The sequence below is a fragment of the Cellulomonas sp. RIT-PI-Y genome (assembly GCF_025642745.1).
Classification (GTDB): Bacteria; Actinomycetota; Actinomycetes; order Actinomycetales; family Cellulomonadaceae; genus Cellulomonas.
Genome location: NZ_JANZKP010000073.1, coordinates 1 through 13,477, shown reverse-complemented (window position 1 = coordinate 13,477; position 13,477 = coordinate 1). Strand labels below are relative to the sequence as shown.

Annotated in this window: 8 protein-coding genes and 1 pseudogene; 1 reads left to right on the top strand and 8 read right to left on the bottom strand. The window is 74.2% G+C overall.

Annotated features, from left to right (window positions below):
- Together OGL89_RS15880 and OGL89_RS17240 are read right to left on the bottom strand one after the other, a co-directional pair.
- Positions 1–500, bottom strand: a pseudogene (locus tag OGL89_RS15880) (hypothetical protein); the annotation flags it as partial.
- 83 nt (positions 501–583) lie between these two features.
- Positions 584–1,918: a D-alanyl-D-alanine carboxypeptidase family protein gene (locus OGL89_RS17240; RefSeq protein ID WP_263121142.1), complete on the bottom strand. Its 1,335-nt coding sequence runs from the start codon at positions 1,916–1,918 to the stop codon at positions 584–586.
- 223 nt (positions 1,919–2,141) lie between these two features.
- Here OGL89_RS17240 and OGL89_RS15870 point away from each other — a divergent pair, with 223 nt between their 5' ends.
- Positions 2,142–6,287 carry a S8 family serine peptidase gene (locus tag OGL89_RS15870; protein WP_263121141.1) on the top strand — a complete coding sequence of 1,382 codons (4,146 nt, stop codon included), beginning with the start codon at positions 2,142–2,144 and terminating at the stop codon, positions 6,285–6,287.
- Positions 6,288–6,435: 148 nt separating this feature from the next.
- Here OGL89_RS15870 and OGL89_RS15865 read toward each other — a convergent pair whose 3' ends face one another.
- The 6 genes from OGL89_RS15865 to OGL89_RS15840 all read right to left on the bottom strand — a co-directional run.
- Positions 6,436–7,383 (bottom strand): 5'-3' exonuclease, encoded by a 948-nt coding sequence (locus OGL89_RS15865; RefSeq protein WP_263121140.1) that lies wholly within the window; start codon positions 7,381–7,383, stop codon positions 6,436–6,438.
- Positions 7,384–7,449: 66 nt separating this feature from the next.
- Positions 7,450–9,144 carry a methyl-accepting chemotaxis protein gene (locus tag OGL89_RS15860; RefSeq protein WP_263121139.1) on the bottom strand — a complete coding sequence of 565 codons (1,695 nt, stop codon included), beginning with the start codon at positions 9,142–9,144 and terminating at the stop codon, positions 7,450–7,452.
- Positions 9,145–9,280: 136 nt separating this feature from the next.
- Complete coding sequence (locus OGL89_RS15855; RefSeq protein ID WP_263121138.1) at positions 9,281–9,697, bottom strand: chemotaxis protein CheW; 417 nt, start codon at positions 9,695–9,697, stop codon at positions 9,281–9,283.
- Positions 9,694–12,006, bottom strand: a complete 2,313-nt coding sequence (locus OGL89_RS15850; RefSeq protein WP_263121143.1) for a chemotaxis protein CheA — start codon at positions 12,004–12,006, stop codon at positions 9,694–9,696. The genes OGL89_RS15855 and OGL89_RS15850 overlap by 4 nt, the downstream gene beginning before the upstream one ends.
- Before the next feature lie 201 nt (positions 12,007–12,207).
- Positions 12,208–12,663 carry a carbon storage regulator CsrA gene (csrA, locus tag OGL89_RS15845; RefSeq protein WP_263121137.1) on the bottom strand — a complete coding sequence of 152 codons (456 nt, stop codon included), beginning with the start codon at positions 12,661–12,663 and terminating at the stop codon, positions 12,208–12,210.
- A gap of 189 nt (positions 12,664–12,852) precedes the next feature.
- Positions 12,853–13,477: hypothetical protein (locus tag OGL89_RS15840; protein WP_263121136.1), on the bottom strand; the 625-nt coding region annotated here is incomplete at its 5' end.

Below are 13,477 nucleotides of genomic sequence, written 5' to 3'. Positions count from 1 at the left end.
GCCGTCGTCGGGTCGGGCGTCGTGGCCTCCGTCGTGGCGGCATCGGGTCGCGTCGGATCGGCCGCGGCGGTCGGCTCCGTCACCACAGGCGTCGTCGGCACCGTCGGCACCGGCACCCGGGCCGGCAGGGGCGTGCGGCGCGCGGGGCGGGACGGCGTGAGCTGGACCAGCGCGGGCTGCCACCGCCGGCTCAGCGCCACGGCGCGGTGCAGCTCGGCCAGCGCCGCATCGAGGTCGGCGGCGTGCACGGCCGAGTGCGCGGCGGCGTCGCGGGCCTCCCCCGCCCGGAGGGTCGCGGCCGAGGCGAGGGCCAGCGCGTCGAGGCGAGCCTGCGCGACCGCGGGGGCGGCGACCGAGCGCACCGGGGTCTCGGCGACCGCACTCAGGGCGCGGCCGCGCGGCGCGGCGTCCACCGCGAGCGATCCTCCCAGGACACCGACCATCGCCACGGTGAGCGCGGCACGCACGTGGCGGAGGGGACGCGGAGGACGAGTGACCATGCCTGGACGCTAGGAAGCGGTCCGGGCCGCCGATCGGCACTCCTCGGGATACCCCGGAGCGGCACCCGTGGCAGCACGCAGGGTCAGGCGGTGAACTCCCAGTGCCACGGCTCCGGCTTCGATCCGTTCGCCCGGGCCCAGGACGGCAGGTCCCAGCCGAACTCCGGGGCGTGGGCCAGCAGCCAGTCGTGGCCGGTGCTGCCGAATCCGGACAACGTCCCACCGAAGTCGACCGCGGTGCCGGTGCCGTGGTTGGAGGTGCCCGGCGTGGCGCACAGGCTGCCCTTGGCCGCCTGGCAGGCGACCTGCGCGGCGTAGGACCGATAGGAGTCGGTGATCGTCAGGTCGGTGCCGAACTCCGCGCGGTAGGCGGTGTTCAGGGCTTCCAGCGCCTCGGCGGCGTCGCAGCGCAGCTCGTGGCCGTTGGCGAAGGACAGACCGCACAGTGCGGAGGACGGGATCTTCCCGTTCGCGTAGGCGTCCAGGGATGCGGCCTGAGCCGCCTTGCGCTCGGCCTCGGCGGCGGCCGCCGCGAGCGCCGCGGCCTGCTGGGCCTCCTGCTCCGCGGCGACCCGGGCGGCCTCCTCGGCGGCGGCCTGGTCGGCCTGCTCGGTGACGACCCGGATCTGCTCGGTCAGGGTGTCGACGCGCTCGGCCGCGGTCAGGAGCTGGGCCGCGGCGGGATCGGTGGCGGTGGGCAGCGCCCCCGTGGTGGCCTCCGTGGTCGCCTCGGCGCTCGGGGACGCGGTGGCCTCCACCTCGGGCGTGGCCAGACCCGCGGTCGGGTTCAGCGCGTCGGTGGTCGGCGTGACCACCACCTGCGCGGTGTTCTCCAGCGCCACCGGCGCGAGCTGGGTCACGGCGGGCTGCGCCTGCTGGGTCGCGGCCAGGATCGAGTCGAGCCGCGCGATGGCCTCGGTGAGCGGGGCGACCTGCTCCTCGGCGACGGTGGACGCCTGCGCGGCGGCCCGGGCGTCGTCCGCGGCGGCCGCGGTGCTGGCGGCGAGCTCGACCGCGACCTGACGCTCCTGCACCGCGGCGGGGGTGAGCACCGGGTGCTGGGGCGCGACCTCGACGCTCTGCCGGTTCCCCCGCTCGCTGGCGATCGCGAAGCCGCCGACGCCGAAGGCCAGCCCGACCGCGACGGCGCCCTTGGCCACCCGCGTGCCGACCGCGAGCGGGGAGGAGCCGGTACGACCACGGTGCCGCAGGGCGCGACGCTCGGCGCGGGTCAGGTCGAGGGCACCGGAGGCGCGCAGCGCACGGCGGGAGCCCGCGGCCGGCGGTGCGGGGGTCGTCAGCGCGGGGATCGTCGGAGCAGGGGTCGTCGGGGCGGGGGTCTCGGTCACCTCGGCGCGCACCGCTCCGTCCTGCCGGGAGCGGGTCGAGCGCCGCGTTCCGGGCAGATCGTCAACCACGCGGACGAGGCTAGGCAGACGACCCTCGGCATTCCGCGGATCCGATGTCACCGAGATGCGAAGAAGTCGTGAGGACCGGCCCGCCTCCGCTGGGCCCGGATCAGAGCAAAATCGCCAGGAACAGTGACGAATCGCCCGGACATCTCTACTCTGACGCACAGTCAGCTCACATCGTGACCCGGGTCACGGCTGACCACCCGGTCCTGCTGGAGAACGGAGCACGATGTCCCGTCGACCCCTGCGCGCCGCCGTATCGGCCCTCGCGCTGCTCACCCTGACCCTCACCTCCGCCGTCACGAGCACGGCGGTCGGCACCGTCCCGGCGAGCCCACCGGGCAGCACCGCCGCCGGTGATCCGATCGCCCCGGACGGCCCGCTGGACGCCCTCGCCGACAAGGTCACGAACGACCTGGCGCAGGCCGAGGGCCGGGTCACCGCCTTCGTGCAGCTGGACTCCCCCTCCGGCCTGGACGTGGCCGAGTCCGGCGGCGACACCGCCGCCGTGCAGCAGGCCACCACGGAGGTGGAGCAGGTCGCCGAGCAGGTCGTGCCGCAGGCGCAGGCGAGCGCGCGCTCCGCCACCGCGGCCCCGCAGCGGATCGCCACCCTGTCGAACCTGGTGTCCGGCACGCTGGTCACCGGGGACGCCGCGCAGGTCCGGGACCTGGCCGCCTCCGACGACGTGGTCGCGATCTACCGGGTCACCACCAAGACCGCGGACAACTCCAGCACCGACGCCTTCACCCGGGCGCTGCAGGTCTGGCAGGACTCCGGGCAGACCGGTGCGGGCGTCCGGATCGGCGTGATCGACACCGGGCTGGACTACACCCACGCCGACTTCGGCGGACCGGGCACCGAGGAGGCCTACGCGCAGGCCTACGGCGAGGACGGCACCGGCCCGGTGCCGGACGGGCTCGTCGACCCGGACAAGTACCTCGGCGGGTACGACTTCGCCGGACCGCTGTACGACGCGGACCCGAACTCGGTGCTGCCGGGCGCGACCCTGACCCCGACGCCGGACGAGAACCCGATCGACAGCCTCTACACCTCGGACAACTCCGGGCACGGCACGCACGTGGCCGGGACGGCGGCGGGCTACGGCGTGCAGCCGGACGGCACCACCTTCGACGGGGACTACTCCACCCTCTCCGACCTGTCCGACTGGGAGGTCGGACCGGGGTCGGCACCCGAGGCAGGACTGTACGCGCTCAAGGTCTTCGGTGACATCGGCGGGTCGACCGACCTGACCGGGCTCGCCCTGGACTGGGCCGCCGACCCGGACGGCGACGGCGACTTCTCCGACCACCTGGACGTGATCAACCTGTCGCTGGGCGCCTCGGCGACCCCGTCGGACGACCCGGACAACCTGCTGATCGACCGGCTGTCCGACCTGGGCACCCTGGCGGTGCTGTCGGCCGGCAACTCCTCCGACATCACCGACGTCGCCGGGTCGCCCGGCAGCGCGGCCTCGGGCCTGACCGTGGCCAACTCGGTCGGCAGCCCGCAGACCTACGACGCGGTGGAGACCGCCGACGGCACGCTGTACGCCGCGCAGAACTCGATCGCCTACACCGGGGCGGACGTGACCGCGCCGGTGAGCTACCCCGGGGACCAGGTGGACGGCTGCACGCCGCTCGACCCGTCGATCGCCGGGACGATCGTGTACCTGTGGTGGGACGACGACGACGCCACCCGCGCCTGCGGCTCGGCCGCACGCTGGAACAACGCCGAGGCCGCCGGTGCGGTCGGTGTGCTGATCGGAACCGAGAACACGGTGTTCTCCGCCGGGATCGCGGGCAACGCGACCCTGCCGGGCGCGCAGCTCACCGCCGCCTCCACCGACGCGCTGCTGCCCGCGATCCAGGCCGGTGGCGTGGTCGCGCACATCGGCCCCTCGCTGGCCGCCAGCACCCAGGCGGACGAGGCCGGTGACGCGCTGAACCCCGGGTCCTCCCGTGGCGCGCACGGTTCGCTCGGCATCATCAAGCCGGACGTCGCCGCCCCGGGCACGCTGATCTTCTCCGCCGCCTCCGGCACCGGCGCAGCCGCGCACTCGCTGTCCGGCACCTCGATGTCCTCCCCGCACGTGGCGGGCATCGGCGCACTGGTCCGGGCCACCCACCCCGAGTGGACCCCGGCGCAGGTCAAGGCCGCGATCATGAACACCGCGACCCACGACGTGTGGACCGGCATCAACCAGACCGGCGACGCCTACGGCCCGCAGCGGGTCGGCTCCGGCCGGGTGGACGCGGTCAACGCGGTCACCGATCCGGTGCTCGCCTACGCCACCGAGGACCCCGACCAGGTGTCGGTGACCTTCGGCGTGGTGGACGTCGGCGCGGAGACCGTGACCGCGAGCAGGACGGTCACCCTGCAGAACACCGGGTCGGAGGCCGTGTCCTACGGCACCTCCTTCGCCGCGGCGACCACCACCGGCGGGGCGACCATCACCACCTCGCCGAGCACCGTGCAGGTCCCGGCCGGTGGCGAGGCCGAGGTCACGCTGACCCTCACCGCCGACCCGGCCACCCTGGAGCGGGAGATCGACCCGACCCAGGCGACCGAGCAAGGCGGGGTGCCCCGGGAGTACGTGGCGTCGCTGTCCGGTCGGCTGGTGCTGACCGGCGGCGTCACCGGCGAGCTGCGGGTGCCGGTGCAGGCCGCACCGCGTCTGGTCAGCGAGCTGTCCGCCGGTGCGGTGTCCTTCGCGGACGCCGGTGCCACCGAGGCCGCGCTGACCCTCTCCGGCCGCGGCGTCGACTCCGGCGGCTGGACCTCCCTGGTCGCACCGCTGGTGCTGGGCGCGACCAGCGACGAACTGCCGGAGATCCCCGGCTTCGTCACCTCCGACTCCGCGGTGGCCTCCGGTGACATCCGGTGGGTCGGCTGGGCCTCGACCGCTCCGCAGCAGGCGGCGGCGGGCGGTGACCCGGCGGACGGCTACCTGGGCGTCGGCATCGCGGTGGACGGCGAGTGGGCCACCCTCGGCCAGGCGGTGCGCCCGGTGATCGACTGGGACATCGACGGTGACGGGGCCACCGACGCGCAGACCGTGGTGCAGAAGCTGTCCTCGGCCACGGATGTCACGGTCGCGGTCACCTACGACTACGCCACCGACGAGACCCTCGACATCCAGGCGGTGAACGGGTACTTCGGCGACGTGGACACCACGGTGTTCGACAACTCGGTGCTGGTCGCCCCGGTGTCGATCGCCGCACTCGGCCTGGAGCCGGGCGCCACGCCGACCGCCACGGTGTGGACCGCCTCGGACTACGCCGCCGACGACTCCGGTCAGGTGGACGTGGCCGACCCGTTCACGGTCGACGCGTTCGACCCGCCGTACTGGTTCGACGCCGGGGTCACCGACGCGCTCTGGTACCAGGGCGCGGACCAGACCCAGATCGCGGTGCACCGTTCGGCCACCGCGACCGACGGGCAGCTGCTGGTGCTGCACAGCCACAACGCCGACCCGGCCTCCCGGGCCCAGGTGGTGGACGTGACCGTGCCGGCGCCGATCGAGACCAGCACCACGCTCACCGCGTCGCGGCACCCGAAGGTCGGGGAGGACATCCGGCTCACGGCCACGGTCGCCCCGGCCGAGGCCACCGGCACCGTGCGGTTCCTGGAGGGTGAGACCGAGCTGGCCACCGCGCCGGTCTCCGGTGGCACCGCCCAGGTCGCGGTCGGGCTCGGCGGCGGGGCGCACAGCCTGGTCGCGGAGTTCGTCCCGGACACCGGGGCGTACGCCGGGTCGACCAGCGCACCGGTCACCGTGGACGTCGCGCAGAGCGGCTCGTCCACCGCGCTGACCCTGTCCAAGGGCTCCGGCCGCTACGGCGACGAGGTGTCGGCGACGGTCACGGTCACCGGGCGGTCCGCGGTGCCGGGCGGGACGGTGGAGATCCGCGAGGGCGGCACGGTGCTGGCCAGCGGCGAGCTGTCGGCCGCCGACGGCACCACCGCCACGGCCACGATCCCGCTGCCCCGGGACCTGAAGGCCGGATCGCACCGGCTCACCGCGGTCTACACCGGCAACGCCGACGTGGCGGGGTCGGAGTCGGCCAAGGCGACCTACAAGGTCACCCCCGTGGTGCCGCGGATCTCGGTCGACACCGAGAGCTGGACCGTGGCCAAGGGGTCGACACCGACGGTCACCGTCACGGTCACCGGCCCGGCCGGTGCCCCGGCGGCGGGCGGGAAGGTCACCGTGCTGGTCGGTCTGCGGGCGCTGCCCGCGGTCGCACTGACCGACGGCACGGCGGAGATCACCCTCCCGGCGGTCAGCCGGACCACCACGGTGACCGCGATCTACACCGGTGACGGCGGGTACACGCCGACGCTCACCATCGGGGTGCTGCGGGTCCGCTGACCCGCTCGTCCCCTCAGCCCACGAGGCCGGCCCGGTGCGATACCGGGCCGGCCTCGTGCTGCGTCCGGGTCCCGGCCGGCCCGAGAGTGCACGACCGCGTGCCTCCGGCACCGTGGGGCCGGCCTTCGTGCGCTCTCGATCGACGTCCTCAGCGCCGGGCGAGGGCGGTCAGCACGCGCCGGACCGACGACTCCAGTCCCCAGCGCTCGGTGAGGTCGACCAGTGCCTCCGGGTCGGCGGGCTCCCGGGGCAGGTCCAGAGTGTCCGAGCCACCCCGACGCGGGGCCAGCACCACCGGGGCGTCGTCGGCCACCCGCACGACACCGGGTGCGACCGCCAGGTAGTCGGCGGCCTCGGTCAGCCGGCGGCGCTGGGTCGCGGTCAGACCCGGGTCCCCGGCGTCCCGGGCGGCGAGCAGCGTCGCCAGATCCCCGTACCGGGTCAGCAGGGCGGCGGCGGTCTTCTCCCCGATCCCGGCGACCCCGGGCAGCCCGTCGCTCGGGTCCCCGCGCAGCACCGCCATGTCCGCGTAGGCGGCGCCGGAGGCCACCGCATAGCGCTCGGTCAGCCGGGCGGTGTCGACCTGCTCGATGTCCTTGATCCCGCGGATCGTGTAGAGCACCCGGACCGGCGCGTCGTCGTCGACCAGCTGGAACAGGTCGCGGTCACCGGTCACCACGAGCACCGGACCGTGGCCGGACTCCCGCGCGGTCAGCGTGCCGATCACGTCGTCCGCCTCGTACCCGGGTGCACCGGCCCGGGCGATGCCGAGGGCGGCCAGCACCTCCGCGATCACCGGCACCTGCGGGGCGAGGGTGTCCGGCACCTCCTCGGCGTCCGTCGAGCCGGTGGCCACCCGGTGCGCCTTGTAGGACGGGATGGCCTCGACCCGGAACGCGGGCCGCCAGTCCTCGTCCCAGCAGGCGGCCAGCCGGGCCGGGCGATGGTCGGCGACCAGGCGGGCGATCATGTCCAGCAGCCCGCGCACCGCGTTCACCGGGGTGCCGTCCGGGGCCTTCACCGAGTCGGGGACGCCGTAGTAGGCGCGGAAGTACAGGGACGCGGTGTCCAGCAGCATCAGCGGGCCGTCGCTCATGGGGGCAACCTACGCGAGCTGGTGCGGTGGGGCGACGGGCCGTGCTCCGCCGGTCGCCACACCGGGTCAGTAGGTGAACCGCGCCACCCGGTCGCGCAGGTCCTCCGACATCCGGGCCAGCTCGGCGATCGAGTCGCCCATCTGGATCAGGGTCTGGCTGGAGGTGGAGGCCGCGGACGCGACACCGACGATGTTGGTGGCGATCTCGCCGGATCCGGTGGCCGCCTCGGCCACGCTCCGGGACATCTCGGTCGTCGTCGCGGTCTGCTCCTCCACCGCGCTGGCGATGGTCAGCTGGTAGTCGTTGATCGACTCGATGATGTGGCCGATCTCCCCGATCGCGGTGACCGCGGCACCGGTCTCCGCCTGGATCGCCTCCACCCGCCGGACGATGTCCTCGGTGGCCTTCGCCGTCTCCTGGGCCAGCTCCTTCACCTCACCGGCGACCACGGCGAAGCCCTTGCCCGCCTCCCCCGCACGCGCCGCCTCGATGGTGGCGTTCAGGGCCAGCAGGTTGGTCTGCTCGGCGATCGAGGTGATCGCCTTGACCACGTTGCCGATCTCCTGGCTGGACTCGCCGAGCCGGGAGACCTGGTCGTTGGTGGCGACCGCGACCTCGGTGGCCTGCCCGGCGACCTTGGCGGCCTGGGAGGCGTTCTGGGCGATCTCCCGGATGGAGGCACCCATCTCCTCAGCCCCGGCAGCCACGGTCTGCACGTTGCGCGACACCTGCTCGGCTGCCGCGGCGACCACGCCGGCCTGGGCCGAGGTCTCGTCGGATCCGGCGACCACCTGGTGCGAAGCGACGGACAGCTGCTCCGCGGCGGCGGCCACGGTCCGGGCGGTGCCGACCACACCGGAGATGGTCTCGCGCAGGGTCTGCTGGGCGGCCGCCAGCGACCGGGACATCTGGCCGAGCTCGTCGTCGCTGTCCACCCGCGGGGTGACGGTCAGGTCACCGTCGGCCATCGCCACGATCGCGCGCTGCACCTCACGGACCTGACGGCGGATGATCCCGGCGATCAGCAGACCGACGGCGGCGACCAGACCGATGCCGACCACCAGCAGGGTGAGCAGCAGGCGGGTCGCGGTCGAGGCGGAGTGCTCGGCCTGGTCCGAGACCGTGGTCAGGTACGCCTGGGCGGACTGCTCGGCCTGCTCCAGGGCGGCGATCATGTCCTCGATCACCGGCTGGGACTGCTCGTCGCTGACCTGGTCGAACACCGCCGAGTCGTCGCCGAACGCCGCCGGGACCAGGGCGTCGTCGCGGACCTGGGTCCAGCTGGCCCACGCGTCCTGGAAGTCGGACCAGCCGGGCACCACGGTGTCGCCGATCCCCGCGGTGAACGCGTCGGCCGCGGCCTGCAGGTCGGCGTCGGTGGCGGCGATCTTGTCCAGCGCCTCGTCCTGCTCGGCCTGGGTGGTGGTCGGGATCGCGGCGGCCTGGGCGATCAGCATCCGGGCTTTGATCTCCTCCTGGTGCACCACGGCCAGCGGGGCGATCACGTCCTGGCTGACCGTGGTCACCTGAGCGGTGGAGGCGGCGAGCGCGTGCAGCCGCGAGGCCGCCACCGTGCCGATCACGACGGAGACCACCGCCAGCAGGGCCAGCAGCAGCAGGATCTTGGTGCGCACGCCCCGGTCGGTGAACCAGGCGGTGCCCCGGCGCGACGGCCGCGGAGCTCCCGCGACGCCCTCCGACGGGTCGGCGGCGCGCTGGGTCGGGATGCGCGCGGTCGTGGTCGACGTCGCTGTCGGCATGGGAGCGGTCCTTCCTCGGAAAACGCCTGTGCGCTGATCGATCGGCGCGATCGTGGCGGGTGTGAGGGAACCGCCGGGTGAGAACGCACCGAGGGCGGGCACCCCGGTGGGGGTGCCCGCCCTCGGACGAGCCGGCTCAGGCCGCGGTGGCCTGGTCGACGTCCAGCACCAGCAGCAGTCGGCCGTCGAGCTTGTGCGCACCCAGGATCAACGGCCGCAGGTCGGCGTCCAGCGTCTCCGGCGGGGCCTCGAAGGAGTCGGGGCCGACCTCCATCACGTCGCCGATCTCGTCGACGAGCAGGCTGACCGGCTCACCGTCGACCTGGACCACGACCATCATCGGCTCGGCGTCCTCGCCCAGCGGGGCCAGGCCCAGCTTCGGGCGCAGGTCCACGGTGAGCACGACCTGGCCGCGCAGGTTCACCAGTCCGGCGACGCCGGGCGGGGCCAGCGGGACCCGGGTGCGGGTGTGCGAGCGCAGCGCCTCCTGCACGCGGGTGACGTTCACCCCGTACAGGCTGCCGCCGAGCGTGAAGGTCACGTACTGGCTCATCGGGCCACTCCCACCAGGTCGTCAGCGGTGAACTGGGTCGGCAGCACCGCGGCCTCGACCCGCTCGTCGTAGAACGCGGCGTCCGCGGCCAGGATCGCCCGGCGCACGTCCAGCAGCTCGGTGACCCGGTCGCCGAGCACCGTGGAGCCGACCAGGCCGGCGTCCTCGATGTCGGAGTGCCGGGCGGAGTCGTCGTCGACGATGTCCACGATCTCCCGCACCACCAGGCCGACGCTGCGACCGGCCCGCGAGTAGACCACCAGGAGCAGTTCGGAGGACTCCTCCTCGCCGTAGGCCCCGAGGATCCGGTCCAGCCGGGCCAGCGGCAGGATGGTGCCGCGGTACTGGACGACCTCGCGGCCGCCCACCCACTCGACCTGGTCGGCGCGCACGTGCTCCAGCCTGGCCACCGACGCCAGCGGCATCGCGACCTGACGGCCACCGCCGATGCCGACCACCAGCACCTGCTCCAGGTCGTGCGCCTCGGCCGCGGTCGCCGCGGCGTGCGCCTCCCGCGCGGCGAGCTCCAGCTCACCGGCCAGGGCACGACGGGCGATCGCCTGCACGTCCAGGATCAGGGCCACATGGCCGTCGCCGAGCACGGTCGCACCGGCGTAGGCGCCGATCGCCTTGAGCCGGGCGGACAGCGGCTTGACCACGATCTCCTCGGTGTTCAGCACCCGGTCGACCAGCAGACCGAACCGCTGGTGGTCGGACTGCACCACCGCGATCACCTGGGCGTCGCTGTGGTCGGGCACCTCCAGCACGGTGGACAGCGAGACCAGCGGCAGCAGCTCGCCGCGCAGGCGGTACACCGGGGCCTCGTGGATGTGCTCGATGCCGGACTCCGACCGCTGCGAGTCCAGGGCCACCAGCTCCAGCAAGTTCACCTGCGGGATCGCGTAGAGGTCACCGGCGCACTCGACGGTCAGCGCGGGCATGATCGCCAGGGTCAGCGGGATGCGCAGGCGCCAGGTGGTGCCGCGGCCGACCACCGAGTCGACCTCGACGGCGCCGCCGATGGCCTCGATCTTGGTCCGCACCACGTCCATCCCGACCCCACGGCCGGAGACGTTGGTGACGGCCTCCGCGGTGGAGAAGCCGGGCAGGAACAGCAGCTGCAGGAGGTCCGACGGGCTCATCGCCTCGACCTGGGCCTGGGTGCGCAGACCGCGCTGGACGGCCTTGGCGCCGATCTTCTCCGGGTCGATGCCCCGGCCGTCGTCGGCGACCTCCACCACGACCTGACCGGAGGCGTGGTACGCCCGCAGCGCCAGCTCACCCTTGCCGGGCTTGCCGACCGCGATCCGGTCCTCGGCGGACTCGATGCCGTGGTCGACGGCGTTGCGGACCAGGTGGGTCAGCGGGTCCTTCACGGCCTCCAGGAGGCTGCGGTCCAGCTCGGTGTCACCGCCGGACAGCTCCAGCTTCACCTCGCGGTGGCAGACCGCCGCCAGGTCGCGCACGATCCGGGGCATCTTCGACCAGACGTGCTCGATCGGCTGCATCCGGGTCTTCATCACGCCCTCCTGCAGCTCCCCCGCGATCAGGTTGAGGCGCTGCGCGGAACGGGCGAGGTCGACGTCCTCGGTGCCGGAGGCGAGCCGGCTGATCTGGTTGCGGGCCAGCACGAGCTCGCCGACCTGACGCATCAGGGCGTCGAGCAGGTCCACGTCCACCCGGATCGACGCGTCGGCCGCGCCGGTGCGCAGGGCGCCGACCTCGTCCGGGTGCGCGGCGGCGGGTGCCGGGACCGGAGCGGGCGCGGGTGCCGGGGCGGGTGCCTGGGCGACCGGTGCCGCGACCACGGGTGCGGGAGCGGGCTCCGGCTCGGGTGCGGGCTCCGGCTCGGCCGCGGCCTGGATGATCTGGGTCGCCTCGACGACCACCGGCTCCTCCGTGACCGGCGCGGGCTCGTCCTCGGCCTGCGGGTCACGGGCCTGCACGGCCTCGATCGCGGCGATCACCGGATCGACCTGCACGGCACCCTCACCGCCCTCGGCCTCGATCGAGCGCAGGATGTCGCGGATGGTGTCGACCAGACGCAGCAGCACGTCGGTGGTCGGCTGATCCATCGAGCGTCGTCCGTCGCGCAGCTCGACCAGGAGGTTCTCGCCCGCATGGGCGACCCGCTCCAGGTTCGAGAACGCCAGGAACCCACTGGTCCCCTTGATGGTGTGAATCGTCCTGAACACACTGGCGATGAGGGCCCGTGAACCGGGCTCGCTCTCGAGTGCCACCAGGTCCTGGTCCAGCTGGTCCAGGTTCTCGTGGCTCTCCACCAGGAACTCGCGGACGATCTCGTCCATGTCCTCCACGTCTGCCTCCTCCGGGATTCCCCGTCAGGGGTGCACATCGGCCGGGGGCGGCGGTGCGTGAGGCATTCGGGAGGTCAGGCGGCCGAGCAGCCGGGTGAACGTCCACGGGCCGGCGTGCCGGGCGGCGTGCCGGGACGGGCGTGGCCGATCGGGCAGGTCGGGATCACCCGAGACGGGCGCGGTGTGGTCCGCTCAGCGGCGCGGCGGGCGCGGGCCCGGGCGCGGCGCGGAGGGTCGCCGGGAGTCGCCGCTCGGGGGCTGCCGGTTCTCCGTCGACTGCTGCGGGTCCGCCGTGGGTGCGGCATCGGCCGGATCGGCCCCGGCCTGCGGGTGATCGGCCGTCTGCACGGCGTCGGCCTGCGGCTCGTCGGCCTGGTCGGATCCGGTCTGCGGGTCGTCGCTCTGCGCGCCGTCGGACCGCGGGGCCAGCAGGCTGCGCAGGGACTCCGCGGCCTCGTCGTCGTCCGCGGTGGTCGCGGCGACGTTCGCGGCGGTGACGGCCTCCAGGACCTCCGCGCGGTGCACGGCGACCGACCGCGGGGCGTCGATGCCGAGGCGGACCCCGTCGCTGCGCACCTCGATCACGGTCACGACGATGTCGTCCCCGATCACGAGTCGCTCCCCGACCCGCCTGCTCAGCACCAGCATGCCGCCGACCCTACCTGTCGATCCCCCCGGAGCCATCTCCGCCCACCCGCTGGAACTCGGCCGATCCTGCGGGCGGCGGCACACCGAGAATCCACATGCTGTCGCTGCGCGGGCGAGATGTCCGACGGAGAGTGGCTTCTCGGCGCTGAGGATGGGCGAGGAGCGCGCGCAGGGCGGGCGGGGGTCCGCTCAGCCCCAGTCGGTGCCGTCCGGCAGGTGTTCGCCGAGGGCGGCGGCCCAGGCCATCCGGGACGCGGGGACGCCGTCGATCCAGGCGACCGGGACCGGCAGGCCGAGGACCGTGCCGGGCTCGCTGGTGTCGAACAGGCCGGTGACCGCGAGCGCGTCGACCCGGCGTCCGGCACCGACCGCGGCGAGCCAGCGAATGCAGTCGCGGGGCTTGGAGCGTGCGTCGGCGACCGCCCACAGCTGGGTCGGGTCGAGCGCGACGATCAGGTCGGCCGCGGCCGACTCCCGGTTGCGGCCCGCGGTGACCCCGACGGCGACCACGGTGAGCTCGGCGTGCGGATCCAGCTGCGAGCGCCAGCGGGCCGCCGCCGCAGGGCTGGCGAGTCGGCGGGCGGCCTCCAGCTCCACCGTGGTGCGCGCGGCCGACGTGGTGCGCCGACCTGCCGACGGGTCCAGATCGCCCGCCCGGACCACGGTGCCGCCGCCGGTGTGCCGGAGCACGAGCAGTTCGGCGACCCGGAGCGCGTCCTCCGGCAGGCCGACGACCACCAGCACGGCGCCGGGATCGCGGGGCAGCGCCGGGGCGGAGGGGACGGCGGCCAGCAGCCGGGACAGCTGGACCGGG

Coding starts and splice junctions, on each gene's coding strand:
- OGL89_RS15870 (WP_263121141.1), top strand. CDS start 2,142: ATGTCCCGTCGACCCCTGCGCGCCGCCGTATCGGCCCTCGCGCTGCTC.
- OGL89_RS15865 (WP_263121140.1), bottom strand. CDS start 7,383: ATGAGCGACGGCCCGCTGATGCTGCTGGACACCGCGTCCCTGTACTTC.
- OGL89_RS15860 (WP_263121139.1), bottom strand. CDS start 9,144: ATGCCGACAGCGACGTCGACCACGACCGCGCGCATCCCGACCCAGCGC.
- OGL89_RS15855 (WP_263121138.1), bottom strand. CDS start 9,697: ATGAGCCAGTACGTGACCTTCACGCTCGGCGGCAGCCTGTACGGGGTG.
- OGL89_RS15850 (WP_263121143.1), bottom strand. CDS start 12,006: ATGGACGAGATCGTCCGCGAGTTCCTGGTGGAGAGCCACGAGAACCTG.
- csrA (WP_263121137.1), bottom strand. CDS start 12,663: ATGCTGGTGCTGAGCAGGCGGGTCGGGGAGCGACTCGTGATCGGGGAC.